Below are 24,290 nucleotides of genomic sequence, written 5' to 3' on the forward strand. Positions count from 1 at the left end.
CGCCGGTTGCCCAGCACCCGCTTTTATTTCCCGCCCTGGCGCGGAGATGTCTTAAAGGATCCAGATTTGTGAATGCACCACTTCCCGACGTATCCCTGACCGACAGGGTCACCAACGGTTGCCCGCTGGATTGGGTGGGGATGCAAGGTATCGATATACCGGTCACCCTCAAGGAATCCGGCTACCAGCGTGACCTGCACGCGCGGGCCGACCTGGCAGTGGATCTGCAGCAACCAGAGGTCAAGGGCATTCATATGTCCCGGTTGTACCGCCTGCTGGATGCCTGGAGTGAGCGCGAGGCCCTGACGCCGGCAAGCCTGCAGCAATTGCTGCAGACCATGATTGACAGTCACCTTGATTGCGCCAGCCAGAATGCCCGTGTGGTATTGCAGTTTGATCTGCTGACCCGCCGGCCGGCACTGATTACCCCGGATCTGTCGGGCTGGACGGCCTATCCGGTGCAGATGACCGCCATGCTGCGCCAGGGGGTATTCAGCCTGGAGATGCAGGTCACCGCTTGCTATTCATCCACCTGTCCGTGTTCGGCGGCACTGGCGCGACAGCTGGTGGAGCAGGGCTTTCGCCAGGCATTTGCAGGCCAGCAGCATCTGGATGCGACAGTGGTGGCTGACTGGCTGCGCCAGCATGCCACCCTGGCAACCCCGCATAGCCAGCGCAGTGAAGCCGAGGTGCGGGTACAGCTGGGCGCCGAATCAGGATCGCTGGGCCTGTTCGAGCTGATTGACCGGGTTGAACAGGCGCTGGGTACCCCGGTGCAAACCGCGGTCAAGCGCGCTGATGAGCAGGCCTTTGCCGCGATGAACGGGCAGAATCTGATGTTTGTTGAAGATGCCGCGCGGCGCATTCAGGCCGCGCTGGACGGGCATTACCACCAGCCTCGGGTGCAGGTCCGCCATCTGGAAAGTCTGCACCCGCATGATGCCGTGGCGTCTGCCGGTGTCCGTCGCGCGCCCCGACCGGTGGAACCCGTATGACAGTCAAGCACAGCCAGGACGCCCCGCAACAGACCGCCGAGCAGGGCGTCAGTATCACCTTGCCGGATGGCTCGCAGCGTCACTTCGAACATCCGGTCAGCGTAGCCGAGGTTGCGGCAGCCGTTGGCCCTGGCCTGGCACGGCAAACCCTGGCCGGCCGACTGGATGGCCAACTGGTGGATGCCTGCGACCTGATCAGCAGTGATGCCAGCCTGCAGCTGATCACCCCGCGCGATGCCGAAGGACTGGCGATTATTCGTCACTCCTGTGCCCACCTGCTCGGCCACGCGGTCAAGCAGCTCTACCCGCAGGCGCGCATGGTGATTGGCCCGGTTATCGAAAATGGCTTCTACTACGATATTGCCCATGAGCGACCCTTTACCCCGGATGATCTGGCGGCCATTGAAGCGCGCATGGCCGAGCTGATCGCACGTGATTACGACGTCATCAAACGCATCACGCCGCGCGCTGAGGTGATGGCGCTGTTCCGTCAGCGTGGTGAAGATTACAAGCTGCGTCTGATTGACGACATGCCGGAGCAGGCCGCCATGGGCCTGTACTTCCACGAAGAGTACGTGGATATGTGCCGCGGCCCGCACGTGCCCAATACCCGTTTTCTCAAGGCATTCAAACTGACCCGTCTGGCCGGTGCCTATTGGCGCGGTGACGCCAGGAAAGAGCAGTTGCAGCGCATCTATGGCACCGCCTGGGCGGATCGCAAGCAGCTCAAGGCTTACCTGCAACGTATCGAAGAAGCCGAGCAACGTGATCATCGCCGCCTGGGCCGACAGCTGGATCTGTTCCATTTCCAGGACGACGCCCCCGGCGCGGTATTCTGGCATCCGCGTGGCTGGACCCTGTTTCAGCAATTGATTGCCTATATGCGCCGCCGACAGCAGGACGCCGGCTATGTCGAGGTCAATTCCCCGGATGTGATGGACCGCAGTCTGTGGGAGATTTCCGGGCATTGGCACAATTACCGCGATCACATGTTCACCACCGAGACCGAAGACGGTCGCGCCCTGGCGCTCAAGCCGATGAATTGCCCCGGTAGTGTCTTGCTCTACCGCCATGGCCTGAAAAGCTACCGTGATCTGCCGATTCGCATGGGGGAGTTCGGCAAGGTGCACCGTTACGAGCCTTCTGGCGCGCTGCATGGCCTGCTGCGCGTGCGCCATTTCACCCAGGACGACGCCCACATCTACTGCACCCCGGCACAAATGGATGGCGAGTGCCGCGCCATTATCGAGCTGGTGCTGGATATCTATCGTCAGTTCGGCTTTGACGATGTGCGCATCAAACTGTCGACCCGACCGGATAACCGCATGGGGGATGATGCCAGTTGGGACCTGCTGGAAAATGCCCTGGTCAACGCCTTGGAGGGTATGGGCCTGGCCTGTCAGTTGAACCCGGGTGAGGGCGCCTTCTATGGTCCCAAACTCGAGTTCGTGCTGCGTGATGCCATTGGCCGCGACTGGCAGTGCGGTACCTTGCAGGTCGATATGAACCTGCCCGAGCGCTTTGGCATTGAGTATGTCGCCGAAGATGGCCAGCGCAAGCGCCCGGTCATGCTGCACCGGGCACTGTTTGGTTCGCTTGAGCGCTTCACCGGCATCCTGATTGAACACCACGCCGGCAAATTGCCGGCATGGCTGTCGCCGCTGCAGGTCATGGTGCTGTCGATTACCGATGGCCAGACCGACTATGTCAACGAGGTTGCGCAGTGGCTGGCGGCTGCCGGCGTACGCGCCGACGCCGATGTGCGCAACGAGAAAATCGGCTACAAGGTCCGTGAACAGACCCTCGCGCGTATCCCCTACCTGCTGGTAGCGGGTGCCCGTGAGTGCGCCGCCGGCACTATCGCCATCCGCAGTCGTGATGGTGAGGATCTTGGCGTCATGCCCTTGCAGCAGGCCCTGGACTTTTTACGCCAGCACACCGCAGCGCCGGATCAGGCGGCGCGGCAACAGGCCCAGCAAGCCCGTTTTCAGCGGCTGACCCAGACCATGGCGGTCGAACATGAGTGATGCCATGGACGCTGCAGTGCAGCAACGCCTGGACCGCCGCCACGCGGACCTGCTGGTGCTCGGCGGCACCCTGCTGACGCCCAGTGGCGCCGAGCGGCTGGATCTGGCGTGCCTGGCGGGTCGCATAGTTGCGCTCGGCACCTTGGCCGGGCGATGGACTGCAGACGACACCCTGGATGCCACGGGTTTGCATGTGTTGCCGGGTGTCATTGACAGCCAGGTGCACTTTCGCGAGCCGGGTCTGACGCACAAGGAAACCCTGGAAGCGGGTACCCGTGGTGCGGTACTTGGCGGCGTTACCGGGATTTTCGAGATGCCCAACACCCAGCCATTGACCCTCAAGGCTGAGGATTTGCAGGCCAAACTGGACCGCGCCCGGGGCCGCGCCTGGTGCGATCACGCCTTCTACATCGGTGGCTCGGCGGTGAATGCCGACCGTTTGCCGCTGCTGGAAGCACTGCCCGGGTGTGCCGGGGTAAAAGTCTTTATGGGCAGCTCTTTTGGCGATTTGCTCGCGGACGAAGAGGAAGTACTGCGCAATATCTTGCGCAATGGACGGCGACGTCTGGCGGTACATGCCGAAGATGAGGCGCGCCTGAAGCAACGCAAGGCCCTGGTCGAGGGGTGCGGCGATGTGACCCTGCATCCGGTCTGGCGCGACGAACAGAGTGCCCTGTTGGCGACGCAGCGGATTCTGCGTCTGGCGGCGGAGGCAAACCGCAAGCTGCACGTGCTGCATGTGTCGACAGCGGAAGAAATGGCGCTGTTGGCCCGGCACAAGCGGCGCGCCACCGTGGAGGTAACCCCGCACCATCTCAGCCTGTGCGCGCCCGAATGCTATCAGCGCCTGGGTACGCTGGCGCAGATGAACCCGCCAGTTCGTGAGCAGCGTCATCAGGATGCGCTCTGGCAGGCGATTGCCGAGGGTGTGGTGGATGTGGTCGGCAGCGATCATGCGCCGCACACGCTGGAAGAAAAAGCCCGGCCCTATCCGGATTCGCCGAGCGGTATGACCGGGGTGCAAACCCTGTTACCCCTGCTGCTGAACCATGTGCATGCCGGGCGCCTGAGCCTGCAGCGGCTGGTCGACCTGACCAGTGCCGGGCCGGCGCGTATTTTCGGTATCGCCGGCAAGGGCCGGATTGCACTGGGCTATGACGCCGACCTGACCCTGGTGGATCTGGCCGCGCAACGCACCATCACCAACCAGTGGATTGCCAGCGTCAGTGGCTGGACCCCCTATGACGGCCTGCCGGTCACCGGCTGGCCACTGCATACCGTGGTGCGCGGACACCCGGTGGTCCGCGATGAAGCACTGGTTGGCCAGCCGATTGGCCAGCCGATTGAATTTCTTGATGCCGCGGCATCGCTTTGAACAGGAAAATGGCCATGAACAGCAATGCCGACAACCCACACAAGGCAACGACCGAGGTAGCCTTTGCCGCGCGCAAATCCATCGAACAAGTGGAAGAAGGCCACGAGCTGGCGCCGAAATTTGACCGTGATGGCCTGATCAGCTGTATCACCTGCGATGCCGACAGCGGTGATGTGCTGATGCTCGGTTATATGAACGCCGAGGCGCTGGCCAGCACCATCGAGACCGGTGAGGCGCACTACTGGAGCCGATCACGGCAGGTACTCTGGCACAAGGGTGCCACCAGTGGACTGACCCAGCAGGTCGAGGACATGCTGATCGACGACGATCAGGATGCGGTCTGGTTGCGCGTTCGCGTCGCCGGCAGCGGCGCCAGTTGCCATGTCGGCTATCGCTCTTGTTTCTACCGCCGCGTGCCGGTCGGTGCCCAGCGTCAGCAGGGCACGGCGTTGGTCTTTACCGAAACCGACAAGACCTTTGATCCGCTTGTGGTCTATGGCGACCTGCCCAATCCGACTATTCTCTAGCGCGACGTCTGCGTGTTCGAGCCAGGGGCTGATCAGGCTTCGCGCTGATGCTTTTCGCGTAGCTCCTGGCGCTCCTTGGCTTCAATGCTCAAGGTCGCCGTCGGGCGCAGCAACAGGCGGGGCAAGCCGATCGGTTCACCGGTTTCATCACACCAGCCGTAATCCCCTTTGGCCAGACGATCCAGCGCCTGGTCGATCTTGTCGAGCAGTTTTTTCTCGCGTTCCAGCATGCGCAGCTGCCATTGGCGTTGCTCTTCGGCGCTGCCGACATCAATCGGGTCGCTTTCCGGCTGCATATCGCGCAGGCCCTGGAACTCTTCACCGATACGATCCTGCAATTCCTTGCGTTGTTGCAGCAGCAGGTCGCGGAAGAAGGCCTGCTGGTCAGGGTTCATGTAGTTCTTTTTCGGTTGCGCCAGCAGTTGCTCGCGCGTCAGTAGGGGTGTTGTCATGGCTAAAGTTTCATCCGGGGTGTTATGGTTATAATATAACACGGTAATTGAAGTGTTCTGGTTTATTGCAACGCCTCAGTTATTTTCAAGAACGCCTTGATTGACATAGTAGCGGCCCATGCTGGGGTTGTTGATACTGAGCCCGCCGATTGCCAGTGATTGCCCTGGTGGGCAGTGGAACTCAATCAGCAGCTTGCCTGTTTCTGCCAGATAGCCCAACCAATGCCCACCAATGTGCAGGGTTCGGGGAAAACTCAGATGTCGGGTTTCCAGCCAGTAATCATGAACCTCTCCGTTATCGCGGTGATAAGCGAAGGTTATCCCGCTGCATTGGTCGCCGAGTCTGTTTATGTCCAGACTCACAACGGGGGTTCCTCCTATCACGGGCACCTCCAGTTCAGGCCAGATCAACTGGGCCGGTGACTTTTGTACCCGGCTCTCGGTCAGCATAGGGTCCTCAGTCAATCCCGCGAAATTGACTTGATTGCCGTTGGCCCGCAGTTGCTCAATAGCATGTCCGGTCTCCAGGCGCGGCAGCAGCGGCCCGGCATGACGCAATTGCCAATGACCGAGGAAGATCAGCAGGCTGCATGCCCCCAGTATCAAACCAATCCCGAGATAGCGGTGGTGAGTCTGCCAGATATGAACGGTGCCCATTCCGGCGAGAATGATCAAAGGCAGGTCAAGTGCGCCATGGCTGTACCGTGGGTTGTGCATCACCAGGCTCAGCAGGAGCAACAGAAAAATGCTGATGCCAAACAGCATCCAACCGATCAGGTGCTTGCGACCATGCCAGCAACCGATGAGGGCCAGAAGTAACAACACCAGACGATTGCTGCGGTCGTTGAACAGCTCTGTTGTGAGGTTCGCCTGGCTGAAAAAGAGATTGGCACCCAGCTTGTGGCTATACAGATCCAGCAGTACAGGTAGTGGCATATCCAGCAGCATGGCTTTGGCTACCCGGACCAATTTTGCATCAGAGGCCAAGGTGAGATGGCTTTCCACTCCGCCGGTCACCATCCATTCGTCATACCCCAATCCGCTATACAACGGCTCATAACCGAATGTAATCGGGTTGCTGCCCAGGTAGAGAGCAATACCACCACCCGTAGAGATACCGGCAAAGTCGAAGCGCAACTGATTATGGGTAATGAAGGCAAGTACTGGCAGTACAGCCAGGGCATGCATCAGCAATAACTTGCCTGCACGTTGACGGCTTGCGTCCCGAAGCAGAATGGCAAGTACCGCCAATATGACCAGTGCAATCGGTAGCCAGTACAGATAAAGGCCTCTGGTCAAGACAGAGGCACTCAGAGTCAGCGCCCCCAGCCAGAGCGGCCAGATTCGGTCAGGGTTGGACCAGACCAGCACGCAGCTCCAGAGCCAACAGGCCGTCAAAAACAGGTAGGGAGCCTCGCTGAGTGGCAAGGCCATCAAGGGAGGCAGGCCGCTAAGCGCAACATAGAACCAGCTCATCATGGTACCGGCGAGGAATCCGGACAACCGGCGACCACAATCAAACAGCAGCACAATGATTCCAGCTGACAGCGTCAGATTTGCCCACAGAATGGCGGGTAGATTGGCTTTGAGCAATGCCATGTAAATGGGGGTGCCCGGTGGTACGTAGAGATGCTCGGGATTGGAAAAATAGCCGATGGGGTCTTCAAGCAAGCGTTCAGCATAGGGTAGATAGGTGAGCCGGGTATCGGTGGGCAAGGGGCTTGACTGGGCCAGTTGCCACAGTTCCGGCAGGTGCCAAAGGCCTGGCAATAGAACACCCAGCAGACACCAGCCGAGTACTATCAGCTTCTGCTCAGGTGTTTTCATGGTGACAATTGGTGTTCAGGTGCGGGTGTAATGGTTGGTTTGGGACGCGCTCGATGTCGATATGAATAAATGCGAGCAAAAGTTGTATGCCGATGAGCACCGGCAAGGCCGAGAGCATGACGGTACCGCTGGTCGCGGCGACGCCGGTGCTTACACTCTCCATCCATTGCTGGATGCCGAACAGGCTGCCGCCAGTCAGGAGCAGGAGCCCGAGAAAGCTGTACAGGCTACCCGCATTGAAATCACGCAACCAGTAGTTGTAGGCGTAGCGCTTGAAGAAGCGGCTCAGGTGCTTGCCAAGAAAATCAGGAAGAATCCGGTGGATCTTCAGGCCGGATTTTTCGTCGGCATAGACTGAATCAATGGGTACATCCTGAACGACTGCCCGCAGGGTATTCAATCGAAACAGCATGTCTGTCTCAAAGAAATAACGCTGGGCGAGCTTGTCGAGAGGTACTTCGCGGAGCACGCTGGCGTGAATGGCAGTATAGCCATTGGTCGGGTCCATTATATTCCAGTAGCCACAACTGAGCTTGCTGAGAAAAGACAGGCCGGCGTTGCCTATCAGGCGCAGCACAGGCATGCCACGCAGGGATTCGAGACGATAGAACCTGTTTCCCTTGGTGTAGTCTGCGCGCTCCTGCACGATCGGACGCACAATGCGCGGAATCAATCCGGGATCCATTTGGCCGTCACCGTCAAGTTTGACCACGATGTCCATGCCTTCCTGCAAGGCCTGCTGATACCCGGCAATGACCGCACCGCCGACGCCAAGGTTGGTCTCATTTCGCAAGATGCTCAGGCGTGGATCGATACAGCTGCCTTCAACCAGATCGGCCGTCTTTTCCGGGCAGTCATCATCAACCAGATAGATACGCTCAACCTGCGCTGGAACCCTGGCCAGGACCTCAAGAATATGGCTGGCAACATTGAAGCAGGGAATAACTACGGCAATTCTGGGCTCGGCCACTGACGATCTCCTTGTGTGCGGCTCATTGCCGGGAATAAACCAGCGTGCGTTGCAGGAAAAAGCTGGCTACTGCAATCAATAGTTCAATGATGCTCTTGATCAGGGTTTGTACCCAGGTCTCGGCATCCGCTACCCAGATAACGGCAAGGGCTATCAAGCCGGCACTGACCAGGGTTTGCAGGCACCACAGGCCGGCAAAACGCTGCAATACCGGGCGTATGACCGGCCAACGGATGGGCTGGCCAGAGGACCAATACCTGAAGGTATATCGTCCGTTGAGATAAAAGCCGAGCAGAGCAGCCAATGCGCGAGAAATCACGGTAGCGCCAATGGCGATGATGCCGCTGCTGACCAGAAGGTGAAACAGCAGAACATCAAGTACAAACTGTATGCCACCGATGATGAAAAAAAACAGTAACTGTCGACGCACAGAAAACTCCGCAAAGCAGGGTGTTGATCTTCAGCTACACCAGTACTGGAATCCTGGCCATGCAGGCGCAGCAGGAGTCTTTACATCGGGCAAGCATTCGCCGGAAAACGTGACCAGAGTAGTTGAACGCCGGTTTCTCCTGCTTTCACCGCGTCGGTAATATTGCGGAAGTTGCCAGAGTCTGCGTCATACTCGAAAACGATATCACCATCCGAGGCAACCAGTTCGCTGCCATTCTCACCAAAAGACAAGTACTGTACCAGAGCGCTGCCGACTGTTTGCAGCCCCAGCGGTTGGCCATCCTTGCAGATTGGCCTGAAGGGTCCGCTTCGTGGCACCTGTAATTGCTCGGCGTCACTGGCGCTGTGAATGTTGTACCACGGTGTGCGTTCGGTAGCGATCAGGCAATGGCTGATCGCATGGGCTTGCGCATTCGTCACCAGTGCTTTGATGGTGTTGTCCGAGTAATGCCAGAACTTGTCGGTGAACTGCTCCGTCCCGATAAAGTAGAGCCGGCAAGGAGTCTCCGAGTCGATTTCAGTCAGGTTATCCACGGCTCGGGCTGCGGCCAGGGCTATTCGTTTATCGTCGGCTGCGGTGAACGCCGTCAGGATCATGCCCTGCTCGCGACTGGCCAATGCCCAGTGCCCGCATAAAACTATCAGCAACAGGCCCAGAGCTGCAGTGCCCAGTGGGTGCCGTCGGGTGTGCTCGCGGCTGGTTGACGGGGCTGCTTCGATGAGCAAGTTCAGTAGCCCGGCAAGCCCGATCAGAACGCCGGCGATGGCGAGGTAGTAGAAACGGGCAGCGTAGTAAAACGTGTCATCGAATGGCCCGGTATTGGGGGCGTGCAACGTAACCCAGGACGTAATCGGCGTCTGTATCAGCATTGCCAGCAGTACAATCAGGATACCTGAGAACAAGCTGACCAGATGGCTTCTGGATAAGTGCGGTTTCTTTTGCCGCCCCAGCTGGATCGCCAGTGTTACGCAGCTGATGAGGACCGCCAGAGCAAGCAAACCGGCACCCCAGCCGGGTTGAGCCGGGCTGAAGCCGACATAATAAGGCAAATGCTGCAGCCAGTTGCTGGCGCCACGGATCAGCTGCAAAACAGCGCCGTCAACCGCAAGCAGGCCGCTTTCCGCACCTTGCAAAAGATATAGGCGCATGCCGAGCGCGGCGCATGCAATGGCCAGGGTTAACAGCCAGGGAGCGGTCAACAGGCGCCGCAACAGATTACCTTTGCCATAGCCCAAAGCGAGCAGTGTGACGACGACGGGGACCAGATAGCCCAGCTCTTTTGACGTCACCGCCAACGCAGTACCCAGGCCGGCCAACAGCAACGACGTACGTCTGGTTGCGTCTTGTCGGTACCAGCCAGTGCAGCCGAGCAATGCCAGCAAAATACCAACCGTAGCCAACAAATCGAAGCGGTTGGAAAGCCAACCGGCGGTCATCACGGTGATCGGATGAATTACAAACAGCAAGCCACAGGCACAGGCGATCAGGCGTCGGGAGCCCAGCTTGAGTAACAATGAGGTCAGCAGCCCGCCGGCACTGAGCAGCAACAACCAGTTGACCATCAGGTGGGCTGTCATACTGAATTCCAGCCTGGTGGTCAGCCACCATAATACAAAGACGCTGGGGCGATAAAAGTAACTGCCGGGGAAATGCGAGCTGGTAAAGTAAACCCAGGGGTTGTCGGTATAGCGGGCCAGAGTGATGAAGGCATAATCATCCAGATAGAAGAAACTGCCCAGGGTCGTCCAGAAGCTGAACGCAGACATACTGACTGCGATAAGCAGAAACAGGCTCCAATAGAGAATAGGCTTGCTCATGCTGTCTGTAGTTGCCTGTCCATGCTGGTATGGATATCCATCGGTCGTCGCGACTGGCTGGCATCATATAGTGATTGCAGGTTGCGAACAACGCAGGCTGGTTTCGCACAGCCTCGCCAGATGATGCCGGCACCTGCTCTGAATTTCTTGAACCGGCGCCAAGATACTTGCACTATGCGGACCTCTTATTGCATTGAAGATATGACAGCTGATGTTACGCAAGTTACTCAAGCGCTGGAGCCGTTCCGGGCAGCCACAGCCCGTTGAAGACATGACCGATGCCTTTGGCTTTGTCGATTTGCTGGCTTTTGCCGACGGTCAATTGAGCATCAAGGGCTGGGCGCTGGCTGAGCAAGGCGTGCAAGGATTGGAGCTGAAGCTGGCCGGGCAGGAGATGTCGGTTGCCTATGGCGCACTGCGCCCGGATGTCGCCGCCGCTTTCCCTGGCTATGCCTGTGGCGATGCCTGCGGCTTCGAACAGCGCTTTCCACTGGACTTGCCCCCGGGGCTGCATACTGCCTGTTTGAGCGTGATAGGTCTGCGCGGTGGTCGCAAACTGATTGCCGAGCAATTGTTGCCAGGCCCCAGGGCCCTGTTGCCCTGGCATCAATATCAAACACAAGAGGCGGCGAACGAGCAGGCGCGCTTTCACCTGGTATTTGCTACCAGCGGCGTCGTTCAGGGCGGCACCCAGGGTATTCTCGAAGCCTATCGCCCGTTTGAAAGCCGAACCCTGCGTATCGGCGTACGCTTGCCGGTGCTCTACATGCGCACCACGCATGGGTCGTCACAGGATTACGCCTTTGATCCCGATTTTGACATCCAGCGACAGGCAGCTGGCAGGCCTCTGGTGGATGACAACCTGAGTACGGTGTTGCAGCACTGCGCCGAGCAGCAGCTACCCTTGTTGCTGACGCTGAACGGCGGCATCTGGGCGGATTCCAGCGGCACGGCAGTGGACTGGGACCTGACGGATTTTCTTGAGCAGGACCCGGACAACTGCCAATGGAACCAGCATGACCAGGTCATGCCGGATGATTGCCTGAAAAACCTGACCGGCTCACTGGAATCGCCGGAATTGGGTCGTTGCCTGACCTTCAACTGCTATGCCCAGCAAAACCGCTACTACAAGAAGCGGAACTTGCAGCAGGCGGCGAAAACCATTCTTGAGTTCTATTCTGCGCACCCGGCTTTGCTGATCGGTATCAATCTTGATCCGGACCTGTATCTGAACCCCTTCTTTGATGGTGAGCAGTGGTATGACTTCAACCCGGGAACCGTGAAGCAGTTCCGGCACTGGCTGGCAGGTAGCGGGCCCTATGCGGGCTACTGCGCCGAAGCCGATGCTGACCTCAGTGCTTATCCGGTGCCGGGTTTGACCCTGGAACAAGTCAGCGCTCTGAGCGGGCATGACTGCAGTGACTGGGACCAGATTGACCCGCCGCGTCAACCGCCGGTCCTTGCTGATTCAGGGCAAGACCCGTGGATGCAGTACTGGGAGCGCTTTCGTCGGCACCTGGTGCAATACCATTATGATGAAATGTGCGACTGGCTGGTGGCGGCTGGTTTGCCGGCCAGCAAACTGTTTAGCTCGCAGGGTCTGATGGCGCCGGCCAGTTTTGCCCTGCCGTTCGCTACCCGGGTAGACAGCCCGCTGAAGAACTATGACAGCGGCGGTATGTCGATCGAGGGAGCCAAACCAGCCAAGGGGCATATTGGCGCCATTGTCTATGGCGACAGCGCAGTCAACCGCATTCGCATGGAAGGCACGGATTCACTGTTTGCCACTCTCAGGGCACAGGACCCGGACTGGGCGGTAGTCGAGCACAATACCGCTGATTTGCGCGCGCCAGATCGACTACCCGACCTGGCTGCAGCGCATGACTCACTGAGCGCACTGTTCAACTATGGTGCCCGTTTCGTCTCGCCGATGGCCTGGAATGGCAGTAACGGTATTTTTGTTGGCAGTCCCGAATTCGCGGCTTATACCGCCTACCGCAATACCCCGCTGGAACAAGCGGTCAAGCATTTCATGTACGCACGGGCAGATATTCCCCGTGGCGCCAAGGTCTGGACCTTCGGCACGGGTCAGCACGCAACTGCGGATGGTTGGGAGCTGGCCGGTGCCGATGTCCAGCTGTTACCCGGGCAAGGGCTGCAGCTGCACGTTGGCGAGGGGCAGCAAGTCGGTTTGTTATCACCCTCAGAACTGGATTTCACTGTCAGCAGCACGCCGCTGTTACTGATGGTCTGCGACCAGCCATTGGCGATATCAAACCTGCAGCTCGAGGGGCTGGATGCCGCGGGGGCCAGTACGCCCATTGCTCTGCAAGCTGAGGTTCAGGTGGATCATCTGGCGCTTGCTCTGGCCAGTGACACGCCGCAGCCGGTGTTTGATCGCCTGCGGCTGAGTTTCACATGCCATGCGCCGGCCCTGGTGCTGGAGTGCCTGCTGTTGCTCCCTGCACCTGTGGAGTCCGCGCATGACTGAGGCCCGGCGCTGGATGCTCCGGGGCCTGGCGGGGTGTGCCCTGGCAGTTGTCATTACCAGCGTGCTTGGTGGCATCCGCTTCTACTCACCCGTGCCATTCTGGGATATGTGGAATGGCTACCTGGAATTTTACTACCGCTCCTTCAATGAAGGCTGGCTGCCCTGGTGGGAGTTGCACAACGAGCATCGGCTGGTGTTGGCGAAAGCCCTGTTCTGGCTCGAATTGAGTCTGTTCAAGGGCAACCTGCAGGCGCTGTTTGCTCTTAATCTGGTGTTTGCCGGCCTGATCCTATGGACGTTTGTCGCCTGGCTGCGCAGGCTGCAAGAGGATGACCACCCCGTGTTGCTCGCCCAGCCGGTGTTCTACCTGCTGGTGGTGCTGGCTTTTTCCTGGATGCAGCAAGAGAACTTCACCTGGGCCTTTCAAAGCCAGTTCTTTATGGCCTATCTGCTGCCCTTGCTGGCTTTTTATTGCCTGGCCCGAAGCCGTGGCAGCGATGGCTTTTTCGTGCTTGCCGTACTGCTGGGGGGGCTCAGCGCGCTGACCATGGCCAATGGTTTGTTGGCCCTGCCCTTGCTGGTGCTCCAGGCCATGCTCCAGCGCCTGGGTTGGCGCCCGGTTATCGTATTGCTGGTAACCGGATTCTGCGTATTCGGACTCTATTTCAGTGCATATCAGTCACCGGAATGGCATACACCCTGGTCACAGTCACTGATGGACAATTCTGGCGCTGTGGTGGTGTATTTTCTCGCCTACCTGGGTGGCCCGCTGTATGTGCTGCTGGGCGACTGGAGTCTGATCCCGGCTTTACTGGCCGGGGTCGTGATGATCTGCAGTGCTGCCTGGCTGGCCTGGCCGCTGGTGTTCGGCCAGCGTCACCATCCCATCGAACTCGGCTTGCTGGTGTTTATCCTGTTCATCGGTGGAACGGCGCTCAGTACAGCGTTGGGGCGAGCCGGTCTGGGGAGCGAGATGGCCCAGTTTCTGCCGAGCCGCTATCTAACGCCTGCACTGATGGCCTGGAGCGCCATGGCATTGCTGTTATACAGCCGTGGCTTGATCGGCAACGGCTGGAAGCAGGCTGGCGGACTCTTGCTGCTGGTGCTGGCTTTGGGGAGCGCCCAGCTTGGCGTGTTTGCCGACAACAGCCATATTCAGGCGCGCAAGGCAGCAGTACTGACAGCAACGGTCGGAGTGCGTGATACCGACTTCATTGATCGCATCTATTTCGATCCGGAACGATTCCGTCGGCTGACCTTGCAGGCCTTGGCCAGTGGTCACTCAGTGGGGCGGCTGGAGGCTGTCAGGGCCTCCGCTGACTGGCAGGGACGCACGATGCCGGAGCTGCCAGAGCGACGCTGCCAGGGTTACCTGGATCGCGTAATGGAATGGCCGCTTTTTGCCGGCACGGGCTACGGCTACCGGCTGGAAGGCTGGTTGGTCGATACCGAGCGGCAACGGGTGCCAGCGCATTTTGCACTCTTGGCGAGCGATCAGGTACAGGGCTACGGTTTGACCGGCCTGCCGCGTCCGGATGTTGCCGGAGTTCATGGCAAGAGTGCCGCAGAATCGGGTTTTGTCGCCTGGTTGCGTACCGATAAACCCCTGGCAAGTGCGGAGGTTGTTCGCCTGGTGGCACAACAGGAAGCCTGCGTTGCAGAGCTGACAGTGCCTTGAGTCCCAATGCCTCCTTCAGGTAGACCCTTATTGTCGTAGATGGCGCGGAACAGGCGGCAGTGCAAGCACAGCTGTCTGGAAACCGGGATGAGTATTACCGTCACTAATTAAAGGGGCGCTGTCAGCTCCTCTGCGCAAAAAACCGTGAACTGCATCGCAGTTTGAACATAATCTGATTCCATCACTGGCGGTTTTTGTTATTTTGCCCGTGTCCGCCATGGTCGGCGGTAGTCGGTCCAGACTTTTCTGTTTACCTGCAACAACTACAAGGATGTGTCATGTCAGAGTCCAGCGGCATGCCTGCTGGCCATGTCGGCCAGCAAGTCAAAGGCGGCGCCATTGTCACCGGTTCACCCAACGTTTTCATCGGTTGCACCGCCCTTGGCAAGGCCGACAGTGCTTCGGCCTGCAAGCCTCTGTGCGGTGATCCAGTCAACCCGCTGCTCGGTGCCAAGCTGCTGCCCGGCGAAGTCGACTTTGCCTTGCCTGCCCCGAGCGTGTTTGCCTTCAGCCGCAGCTACCTGTCCCGCGATGCTCGCGTCGGCCCGCTGGGTCAGGGCTGGTCGATCTCTGGCGCCGGACTGGAACTGGAATTGCGCGATGACGCTTGCGTACTGACCGACATGCAGGGCCGCAAGCTGACCTTTCCGGTACTGGACCCCGGGCATTATTACTTCTCCGCCACCGAAACACTCTGGCTGCGCCGTGGCGGTATCCCCGAAAGCGCGCCCAATGGCCAGGCCGTTGGCGTCTTCACCCCGTGGGGCCCCAACTGGGCCGGGGTACCCACCGCCCTGCAGCAGGACCCCACTGCGGTTATTCTGCTCTCCGGCGACAGCTTTCTGCACTTCTCGCCCAGTGCCGAAGGCCCCTGGCGCCTGCGCAGCCAATTCGACCGCAATGGCTATGCCACCCGCTACCGCTGGAGCCAGGACGGCTTGCTCACCAGCGTGCAGGACAGCGCCGATCGCAGCTACGCGATGATCTACCAGCCCCGTTCCAGCGTTGGCAGCGTGGGTGATGAGCCGCCCGAGATGCGCCTGGCCGGGGTGATTCTGGCCAACCCCTGCGGCCCGATCCCGGACGACTTCGACCCCACCGCTAACGGGCACGACTGGCTGGTGCGCTATCAGTACAACACCCAGGGCGATCTGATTGGCGTCTACAACCGCGCCGGCGAACAGGTCCGCCACTTTGCCTGGGACCAGCACATGATGGTCAGCCACGGCCAACCCGGTGGCGCTAGCACCGATTATGAGTGGGATACCCTGAGCCCCGAGGGCAAGGTCATCCGTCAACAGAGCCACTCTGGCCTGACCCGCACTTACCATTATCACAGCGACCACACCGAGGTAATCGACAGCCTCGGCCGCCGCGAATGCTACGAATTCACCGGCGAAGGCCCCGACCAGCGCTGGAGCGCCCACCTGCGCGCCGACAACACCCGTATTACCTACAATTACAACGCCGCCGGCCTGCTCAGCGCCATCCATGATCCACTGGAGCGCTGTTTGCGTTATCGCTTCGATGCCCGCGGCCACCTGCAGGCCATCACCTACCCCGACCGCAGCTCGGAAAACCATACCCGCGACGAGGAGACCGGCTGGCTACTGGAATGGTGCAGCCCCGGCAAGCGCCGCACCAAAATCACCCGTGACGAACGTGGCAACCCGCTCAGCGTGACCACCCCCAGCGGTGACCTTACCCGCTACCACTACGATAATCCGGCCCTGCCAGACCGGCCCACCCGCCTGGAAGACAGCAGCGGCGGTGTGCGCCAGCTGCAGTGGAACCGCCTCGGCCAGCTCAGCCAGTACACCGACTGCTCCGGCCACAGCACCCGCTACCAGTACGATGGCGAAGGACGCCTGACCGAAGTCCGCAGCGCCCTCGACCAACCGGTGCGCTACCACTACGACAGCGCCGGCCGGCTGATCCGCCTGCAACGCCCGGACGAACAAAGCCTGCAATACCAGTACGACGCCCTGGGCCGCCTGATCCGCCAACAGGGCCTCGGCAACCAGCAGCGCAGCCTGCGCTGGAACCCGCGCGGCCTGCTGCTGGAAGAGCGCGACAGTGCCGGCCGTACCCTGCACTATGAATACGACCAGGCCGGCCGCCTGATCCAGCTGACCAACGAGAACGGCGCCCATAGCCGGTTTGGCTACGACGCCCTCGACCGCCTGATCGAAGAGGTCGGCTTCGATGGACGTACCCAGCGCTACCACTACAACGACGCCGGCGAACTCATCGCCCAGGAAGACAACAACGGCCAGACCACCCGGTATGACTACAACCGCGTCGGCCGAATGATCGCAAGACACCTGCCCGCCACCGACAGCGCCCCGGCCCAGACCGAAGCCTTCACCTGGAGCCCTGATGGACAACTGCTCGGCGCCGAGAACACCACCCTGGGTATCCGCATCGAACGGCACTACAACAGGCTCGGCCAGCTCACCCTCGAAGCCCAGCATCTGGGTGACCACTGGAGCTGGCAAGCCAGCCACCAGTACGATGCCCGTGGCCGGCGGGAACAGAGCCAGCTGGGCGACATCCCTCCCATCGACTGGCTCAGCTACGGCCCCGGCCACCTGCTGGGGATCAGCAGCGGCCCGCTGAGTATCCACTTCGCCCGCAACGCCCTGCACCAGGAAACCCAACGCGAACTCTACACCCGCGATGAGGGCGACAACCGGAAGGTACATCTGCACCAGCGCCAGTACGACGCCCTGGGTCGCCTGGAACAGAGTCAACTCAAACCCTCACCCGACAGCCCCGGCGCCCTGCACTGGGAACGCCGTTACCAGTACGACAGCCAGGACCAACTGCAACAGCTGCAGGACAACCGTCACGGACGCATCGGCTACCAGTACGACGCCAGCGGACGACTGACCGGCAGCCTGCATCAGCAGTCAGAGCAATCCAAACAGACTCAAACATACCGCTTTGATGCCGCCGGCAACCGCCTTGATCACGGCCCGCAGGCCGGAGCCGCGCCCGAAGACTGGGCCGCCACCGTCGCCGCCAACCTGCACAACCCCGACTTCAACCTGCTGGGTGAAGGGAAAAGCCAACCGGCCCCCACCGCCGCCTGCTGGCCGGACAACCGCATCCTCAGCCACGAGGGCGAGCAGTACCACTACGACCGCATCGGCAACCTGATCGAACGGCTCAACCCCGACGGCAGCCGCCTGCAGCTTGGCTACGACGGCGCCAACCGCCTGATCCGGCTGGAACGCACAAAGGCCAACGGCGAACGCTGGACCGCCGACTACGGCTACGACCCCCTGGGCCGACGCCTCTGCAAACAGGTTGAGTACACCGACACCAGCGGCCACACACAGCCCACGCAGATCACCTGCTACGGCTGGGATGGCGACCAGCAAAGCGCCGAAGCACGATTAACCGAAGACGGCGAATGGCAGATGCGCACCACCCTGTACGAACCGGGTAGCTTCGTACCGCTGCTGCGCATCGATCAGGACAAAACCAACAACGACCCCATGCTGCTGCAGGTCAAACGCCAACTGGCCAGCGCCGGCGAACCCATGCCCGAGGCCCTGCGCCAGGCCCTGGCCGAAGACGCCAGCGAACCCCGCTACGCCAGCTACCACACCGACCACCTCGGCACCCCGCTGGCTCTGACGGATGAACAAGGCCAACTGCTCTGGGAAGCCAGACCGGATGACTGGGCGGCAATCAAAGACGAACAAGGAAACACCGAACAGCCGATACGTTTTCAGGGGCAATACGAAGACGAAGAGAGTGGGCTGCATTACAACCGCCATCGTTACTACGATCCAGCACTGGGAAGGTATGTGAATCAGGATCCGATTGGGCTGTTGGGGGGGATCAATGTTTATGATTACAGTGAGGGTGATCCGGTCTTGCTTTTTGATCCATACGGATTAACCAGTTCTTCAGATGCAGAAACCGCATGCAATACTTGGATAGATATCTATAGAGACGATTTATCAGAAAAAATGTGGGAGAAAGTTACAAAAGATGTTTGTGAGAATGCATCCAGCTGTAGGGACTTATACCTTAATATATACAGTAAAGGAGGGATTGCAGTGCATCCATTAGCAAGCAAGGTGGCAGGGGATTGCATGGCCATGGGCGGTGTTGAAGCAATATGTTCAAAGCCAGAGGATTCAAAGCAATGCCCAAAAACGTGAGAGTAAGTAAATTGTTTTTAGTGGCTGTCCATATGTCATTTTTAATACTGGCAACACAAGCCTCTGCTCATGAAATTCAATTTCGCTCCGAGTGCAAGCCACCTTATACAATATCTACTTTTGAAGAAATGGTGATTGGTATAACTCCGGTTATAGCGCTGCAAGATTTAATAAATCTGGACGAAACGGAGCGCGCTTCGGAATCAATACAGATTTTTTTAGCAGGATTCATTGAGCCGGCTTACAATTTTATTGAGCGAGGTTGCGAGGTTAGTGTTTCCGCAAAAAAAAGACTGCATGAGCTCACAAGGGTTTTGGCAGTTATGAATGAGAAGTATCCGCAAGAGATATGGGAAAGCAATGAAAATATCATGCGAATATTTGAGGAGGCAAAGAGAATGGATCCCGATCATACGGCCAGACTTCGTATGCGTGATTGGTCAAGACCTTTATAAGGTTCAGTAAGGGAAGGTGGTCTCAAGGTCCAAGTGCAGCACTCTATCTTATGTGTTGCACTTGGACCTTGAGACCGCCCCTCTGAAGGCAGCATTAACTTCTCTCCATGGGACTTTAATTTTCTTGAGTCAGTAGGAAAGAATTGCGTGAGCGTTAGCAGAAGCCCATTGTCGATCAGTGTGGGTGGTGGGTTTCTGGTGGGTGGCGATGGAGAGTTTGATGTCGGTAGCTTTTTTGGAAAACATGTTTTTGGTACTGGGCATAGTGGCGCAAGGAGAAGAGTAAATGACAGCGAATGATTTAAACATAAATAGGTCGCTTGTCAGCTTATTGTTTGTTATTAGTGTTCTCTTTATACTATATTTGCATTTGCTGTATCCACAGCCAAGCCTAGATGGCTTAGTGTTTGCTATTGGCTCCACCTCGTTGATTGTCCATTATTTGTGGATGTTGATTCATGCAGTAAAGTTTGAACAAAGAAAGCTAATGTGGGTTCTCTTGTTCTTCTTGTTTTTTTTCATAACTAGCTTTATTTATCATCTCAAAATTTTCAGGAAAAAATCTCCTAAGGAGACTCTGGATTAGTCCCCGAGCCGGCGACGCCAAGAACTTCTCTGCTCCTAGCTTCACCAAGAAAGACAACCAATGGCACTTCGGCATGAAAATACACATTGATGTCGATGAAATGCTTGGGCTGATTAATGGCAAAGATACCATCTCCGCTAACAATAATCGGAGTCTGGCCTTGCCTTTTTCCTCTACTACGCATGGGCCAGTCCAGAACAATACGGCCCAATGTTACTGCACGTCAAACGCCAACTGGCCAGCGCCGGCGAACCCATGCACGAGGCCCTGCGCCAGGCACTGGCCGAAGAGGCCAGCGAACCACGCTACTGCAACGTTAGAAGTGTGCTATATCTCTGTCACAGAGCAGTGTAGGGATCATTTGGAGTGAGTGTTTTATGTTGTTAAGAGTGTTTTGGGTTTCCCTGTCACTGGGGCTGATATTTTTCTGTGCTGCGCAACAGCTTGTCATTAAGGATTTGAATGAGGCATTGAATCAACAGGGGATAAACACATCCCATGTTGAGATTGTAATGCGGAACATGCATCCTGATATAACCTATAAAGAACTCAAAGATAATATGGTTAGCAGTTTTGGAGAAGGGCTGGTGACGACATATGAAATTAACAGTTCGGGCATGTGGCTAGAGGGTGTGGATGACGCTCTTTTTTTAAATGGGACGGTCTTTTATTTTAAAGATGGCGTGTTTTATGGGACAAGGTTAGAGAAAGGGAGCAGCCTCAAAGACATAGTGTTAGATTTATTTATTGAAAATAACTGAGGGGCGGTCTCAAGATCCAAGTGCAACACATGAGATAGAGTGTCGCCCCTCAGTTAATCGCCTGATCTGATTCTGAGAGGGTGTTCAAAACTCTGTGTCACCGACAGCAGCGTCACAGGCTGATGTATTCGTCCAGGCGCTCGGGGAAGTGGATGGCCATCTGTGACAGCGTCAGGTTCCAGTTCTGAACGGGGTGGGTCCAGCGCTCGGATGCCTTAAGTATACCGGCATAGAGCAGCTTCAGTAAGGCGTTCTCACTGGCAAAGCCGCCCTTGGTCTTGGTCAGCTTGCGGAAATGGCGATGCACAGCCTCCACCGCATTGGTGGTGTAAATCGCAGTGCGGACGTAATCGGGATATTTGAAGTAGGCCGATAGGGTTGGCCATTTGCCCCGCCAAGACTTGATCACCATTGGATATTTCTCGCCCCATTTGGCTTCCAGTTCATCGAGTGCGATTTCTGCGGCGTTCAGCGTTGCAGCCTTGTAGACGGGCTTCAGATCAGCCATGAAGGCTTTCTGGTTTTTCGATGCGACATACTTCAGCGAGTTGCGGATCTGGTGAATCACGCAATGCTGGATTTCCGTTTTCGGGTAAATGCTCTCGATGGCTTCCGGGAAGCCTTTCAGGCCATCTACACAGGCGATCAGGATGTCCTTAACGCCACGATTGTAGAGGTCTGTCAGCACGGAGAGCCAGTGATGGGCGCCTTCCTGGTCGGACAGATACAGGCCAAGCAGCTCCTTCTTTCCCTCGATGTTCAGGGCGAGAATGGTGTAGATGGCCTTGCTGACGTAACGCCCGTTTTCCTTGATTTTGTAGTGAATGGCGTCAAGCCAGACAATTGGATAGATGACTTCAAGATCACGCTCTCGCCATGCCTGTAGCTCTGGCAGAAGTTTGTCGGTGACAGCATTGATGGTGCCGTTGGACAGCTCAATATCATATAACTCAGCAATGTGAGCGCGGATGTCCTGGTAGCTGTTGCCGAGCGCAAACAGGGCCAGGATTTTGCGCTCCAGCTCATCGGTCAGGTGCGTCTGGTGTTTCTTGATAAGCTGGGGCTCGAAGGTGCCGCTGCGGTCACGGGGCGTCTTCAATTCGAAGCTGCCGACGGGGCCTTTCATGGTCTTGCCAGTCGTGCCATTCTTGCGGTTCGGCGTGGCCTCTTTGGCAAGATGATTGTCCAACTCAGCCTGCATGGCGGCTTCGGTGAGTTGCTTGATCAACGGCGTGAGAATGCCGTCTTTACCGGTCAAATCCTGGCCGTCACGCAGGGCTTGCAGGGCGGCGTCAATGTCGAATGTGGGTTTGCTCATGGTTCACCTCTCTGATGAGTAGATTAAAGAGGTGACACAGAATTATGAACACTACCGATTCTGATTTATCCTGGTTGTACGAAAAATACCCGCCATGTTGCGGTGATTTTATTCCTGATGTTAGTCGTGTGCCGGTCCTATGCCGGTAAATCTTTTTTATTCGATGTTCTGCACCTGCTCACGCATCTGCTCGATAAACACTTTCAAATCCACCGCCGCCTGGGTGCTGCGGCTGTCGATGGCCTTGGAGCCGAGGGTATTGGCTTCACGGTTGAATTCCTGCATGAGAAAGTCCAGCCGCCGGCCCATGGCTTGACGACTGCCCAGTACGCGTCGGGTTTCATTGACGTGGGTGTCGAGGCGGTCGAGCTCTTCGGCAACATCGATTTTTTGTGCCAGTAGCACCAGCTCCTGCTCGACCCGGGTGTTGTCCAGTTCCAGCTGAGCCTCACGGAAGCGATCGACCAGCTTCTGTCGATGCGTTCCGAGCAACTCGGGCATCAGTTCGCGCAAGGTGGCCACACACTGGCTGATGCCATCCAGCCGCTCTTCCAGTAGCTTGGCCAGTTCATTGCCTTCACGCCCACGCTGGGTTTTGAGCTCATCCAGCGCCTGATCAAAGGCAGTGCCGGCAATTTTCATCAGGCCGGTCTGGTCTGCTTCACTGCTATTGAGTACGCCGGGCCAGGCGAGCAACTCCAGAGGGTTGATGGCGGCAGGGTTGTCCAGCTGTTGACTGATCTGCTGGCTGGCGTTGATCAGTTCCTGCAGTAACGGCTGGTTCAGGTTGATGCTCTCAGCTTGCTCCGCAGCCGGGTGAAAGCGCAAGGTGCATTCAACCTTGCCCCGGGCCAGGTGCTTGCGCACCCGCTCGCGCAGTGGGCCTTCAAGCTCGCGGAACATGTCCGGCAGGCGCAAGCTGGCTTCCAGGTAGCGGTGATTGACCGAGCGGATTTCCCAGACCACGGTGCCCTGGTCGGTGGGCTGCTCGCAACGGGCAAAGGCAGTCATACTGTAAACCATGGTGTTCTCCTGAAGGCCGGCGTTATCGTCCAAGGCAGGCATTGTAGCGCAATCGTGGCAGATGGCTGTCGTCAACACCGGCCGACCCGTATACTGGGCGGTCAGCACTGCAATTCATTCGCAATCAAGGAATTTTCATGCAACGTCCCAGCGGCCGTCAGGCCGATCAAATGCGTCCGGTTACCCTTACCCGGCATTACACCAAGCACGCCGAAGGTTCGGTACTGGTTGAATTCGGTGATACCAAAGTGATCTGTACAGCCAGCGTCGAGGCAGGTGTGCCCCGTTTTCTGCGCGGCTCTGGCCAGGGCTGGATTACCGCAGAATACGGCATGTTGCCGCGCTCGACCGGTTCACGCATGCAGCGCGAAGCGAACAAGGGCAAGCAGGGCGGTCGTACACTGGAAATTCAGCGTCTGATCGGCCGTTCGCTGCGCGCCGCGGTAGACCTCAAAACCCTGGGCGAAAACACCATTTATTTTGACTGTGATGTCATTCAGGCCGATGGCGGTACCCGCACGGCCTCCATTACGGGCGCCTGTGTGGCTCTGGTTGATGCGCTGCGCAGCATGAAAAAGCGCGGTGCGATCAAACAGATCCCGCCCGTACAGATGATTGCCGCCTTGTCAGTGGGGATTTATCAGGGTGTTCCGGTGATGGATCTGGATTACCCGGAAGATTCGGCTGCCGATACCGACCTGAACGTGGTCATGACCGACAAGGGTGGTTTCATCGAGGTGCAGGGCACCGCAGAAGCGGCGCCGTTCCATGCCGAAGAACTGAACGCCATGCTGGAACTGGCCCGACAGGGCATCGAACAGTTGTTTGTCGCCCAGCAGGCTGCACTGGTCGACTGATGTTTGCTTGATGGCGCCGTTCGTTGCCGGGCAGGATTGCGCCCGCCTCGGCAACGGGCTATGTTTCATAGGTGCCAATTGCCAACAACCACCTGCAACAGCAACACAAGGAGTGCGTCATGACTGAGGATAACCCACAGCCCGTTCCACCCGCCGGCCCCGATGAAGAAGCCCGCAAATGGGCTCTGATCGCGCATTTGTCCGGCCTGGTCGGCTTTCTGATTCCGTTTGGCAGCCTGATTGGCCCCTTGTTGGTCTGGCAACTGAAAAAAGATGCCGATCCCTTTATCGATGATCAGGGCAAGGAAGCGTTGAATTTTCAGATCACCGTGGCGATTGCCGGATTGATCTGTGTGTTGCTGATGGTGGTATTGATCGGCTTGTTGCTGATCTGGGTGGTTATTATTGGCGCGCTGGTGTTGATGGTGATCGCTGCGGTCAAGGCCAATGAAGGTCAGGCCTACCGTTATCCGTTCGTCTGGCGGGTCATAAAATAATCCGC

At 57.9% G+C, this 24,290-nt stretch carries 18 protein-coding genes; 11 read left to right on the top strand and 7 right to left on the bottom strand.

The genetic code is table 11. The features are described from left to right. Positions 1 to 68: 68 nt before the first annotated feature. The 4 genes from folE2 to hisI are packed head-to-tail and all read left to right on the top strand — an operon-like array spanning position 69 to position 4,924. Positions 69 to 995, top strand: coding sequence for a GTP cyclohydrolase FolE2 (gene folE2, locus BLU07_RS16320; RefSeq protein ID WP_092389032.1), 927 nt, complete (start codon positions 69 to 71; stop codon positions 993 to 995). After that, positions 992 to 3,022 (top strand): threonine--tRNA ligase, encoded by a 2,031-nt coding sequence (gene thrS, locus BLU07_RS16325; RefSeq protein WP_092389034.1) that lies wholly within the window; start codon positions 992 to 994, stop codon positions 3,020 to 3,022. The genes folE2 and thrS overlap by 4 nt, the downstream gene beginning before the upstream one ends. After that, positions 3,015 to 4,397: a dihydroorotase gene (locus BLU07_RS16330; RefSeq protein WP_197675030.1), complete on the top strand. Its 1,383-nt coding sequence runs from the start codon at positions 3,015 to 3,017 to the stop codon at positions 4,395 to 4,397. The genes thrS and BLU07_RS16330 overlap by 8 nt, the downstream gene beginning before the upstream one ends. A 14-nt stretch (positions 4,398 to 4,411) precedes the next feature. Further along, positions 4,412 to 4,924: a phosphoribosyl-AMP cyclohydrolase gene (hisI, locus tag BLU07_RS16335; RefSeq protein WP_092389036.1), complete on the top strand. Its 513-nt coding sequence runs from the start codon at positions 4,412 to 4,414 to the stop codon at positions 4,922 to 4,924. Positions 4,925 to 4,956: 32 nt separating this feature from the next. Here the strand turns inward: hisI and dksA are convergent, their stop codons facing one another. The 5 genes from dksA to BLU07_RS16360 form a co-directional block, all read right to left on the bottom strand. Further along, positions 4,957 to 5,361 carry an RNA polymerase-binding protein DksA gene (gene dksA / locus BLU07_RS16340; RefSeq protein WP_092389952.1) on the bottom strand — a complete coding sequence of 135 codons (405 nt, stop codon included), beginning with the start codon at positions 5,359 to 5,361 and terminating at the stop codon, positions 4,957 to 4,959. A 90-nt stretch (positions 5,362 to 5,451) separates the two neighbouring features. Beyond that, positions 5,452 to 7,203, bottom strand: coding sequence for a hypothetical protein (locus BLU07_RS16345; protein WP_092389038.1), 1,752 nt, complete (start codon positions 7,201 to 7,203; stop codon positions 5,452 to 5,454). Further along, positions 7,190 to 8,173, bottom strand: a complete 984-nt coding sequence (locus BLU07_RS16350) for a glycosyltransferase family 2 protein (protein ID WP_231701659.1) — start codon at positions 8,171 to 8,173, stop codon at positions 7,190 to 7,192. Before BLU07_RS16350 ends, BLU07_RS16345 begins: the two co-directional genes overlap by 14 nt. A gap of 22 nt (positions 8,174 to 8,195) precedes the next feature. Then, positions 8,196 to 8,603, bottom strand: a complete 408-nt coding sequence (locus BLU07_RS16355; RefSeq protein ID WP_092389042.1) for a GtrA family protein — start codon at positions 8,601 to 8,603, stop codon at positions 8,196 to 8,198. An 80-nt stretch (positions 8,604 to 8,683) separates the two neighbouring features. After that, positions 8,684 to 10,441, bottom strand: a complete 1,758-nt coding sequence (locus BLU07_RS16360) for a hypothetical protein (RefSeq protein WP_092389044.1) — start codon at positions 10,439 to 10,441, stop codon at positions 8,684 to 8,686. 211 nt (positions 10,442 to 10,652) lie between these two features. On the opposite strand from BLU07_RS16360, the gene BLU07_RS16365 reads away from it, so the two are divergent. From BLU07_RS16365 to BLU07_RS16390, 5 genes are all read left to right on the top strand, one after another. Continuing rightward, on the top strand, positions 10,653 to 12,932 hold the full coding sequence (locus BLU07_RS16365; RefSeq protein ID WP_157719230.1) for a hypothetical protein: 2,280 nt from the start codon (positions 10,653 to 10,655) through the stop codon (positions 12,930 to 12,932). After that, entirely contained in the window at positions 12,925 to 14,610 is a 1,686-nt protein-coding gene (locus BLU07_RS16370; RefSeq protein ID WP_092389048.1) for a hypothetical protein, read from the top strand. Before BLU07_RS16365 ends, BLU07_RS16370 begins: the two co-directional genes overlap by 8 nt. 278 nt (positions 14,611 to 14,888) lie before the next feature. Then, positions 14,889 to 18,788 (top strand): RHS repeat-associated core domain-containing protein, encoded by a 3,900-nt coding sequence (locus BLU07_RS16375; RefSeq protein WP_092389050.1) that lies wholly within the window; start codon positions 14,889 to 14,891, stop codon positions 18,786 to 18,788. Further along, complete coding sequence (locus BLU07_RS16380; RefSeq protein ID WP_092389052.1) at positions 18,773 to 19,243, top strand: hypothetical protein; 471 nt, start codon at positions 18,773 to 18,775, stop codon at positions 19,241 to 19,243. The genes BLU07_RS16375 and BLU07_RS16380 overlap by 16 nt, the downstream gene beginning before the upstream one ends. 963 nt (positions 19,244 to 20,206) lie before the next feature. Beyond that, positions 20,207 to 20,590 (top strand): hypothetical protein, encoded by a 384-nt coding sequence (locus tag BLU07_RS16390; protein WP_092389057.1) that lies wholly within the window; start codon positions 20,207 to 20,209, stop codon positions 20,588 to 20,590. A 112-nt stretch (positions 20,591 to 20,702) separates the two neighbouring features. Here the strand turns inward: BLU07_RS16390 and BLU07_RS16395 are convergent, their stop codons facing one another. Together BLU07_RS16395 and BLU07_RS16400 are read right to left on the bottom strand one after the other, a co-directional pair. Beyond that, on the bottom strand, positions 20,703 to 21,908 hold the full coding sequence (locus BLU07_RS16395; protein ID WP_092389059.1) for an IS256 family transposase: 1,206 nt from the start codon (positions 21,906 to 21,908) through the stop codon (positions 20,703 to 20,705). A 156-nt stretch (positions 21,909 to 22,064) separates the two neighbouring features. Next, on the bottom strand, positions 22,065 to 22,931 hold the full coding sequence (locus BLU07_RS16400) for a YicC/YloC family endoribonuclease (RefSeq protein ID WP_092389061.1): 867 nt from the start codon (positions 22,929 to 22,931) through the stop codon (positions 22,065 to 22,067). A 137-nt stretch (positions 22,932 to 23,068) separates the two neighbouring features. Between BLU07_RS16400 and rph the strand changes: the two genes are divergently transcribed. Further along, positions 23,069 to 23,788: a ribonuclease PH gene (gene rph / locus BLU07_RS16405; RefSeq protein ID WP_092389063.1), complete on the top strand. Its 720-nt coding sequence runs from the start codon at positions 23,069 to 23,071 to the stop codon at positions 23,786 to 23,788. Between the two features lie 119 nt (positions 23,789 to 23,907). After that, positions 23,908 to 24,285 carry a DUF4870 domain-containing protein gene (locus BLU07_RS16410; RefSeq protein WP_092389066.1) on the top strand — a complete coding sequence of 126 codons (378 nt, stop codon included), beginning with the start codon at positions 23,908 to 23,910 and terminating at the stop codon, positions 24,283 to 24,285. Positions 24,286 to 24,290 lie beyond the last annotated feature (5 nt).

It is taken from the genome of Halopseudomonas salegens (genome assembly GCF_900105655.1).
Taxonomy (GTDB): Bacteria; Pseudomonadota; Gammaproteobacteria; order Pseudomonadales; family Pseudomonadaceae; genus Halopseudomonas; species Halopseudomonas salegens.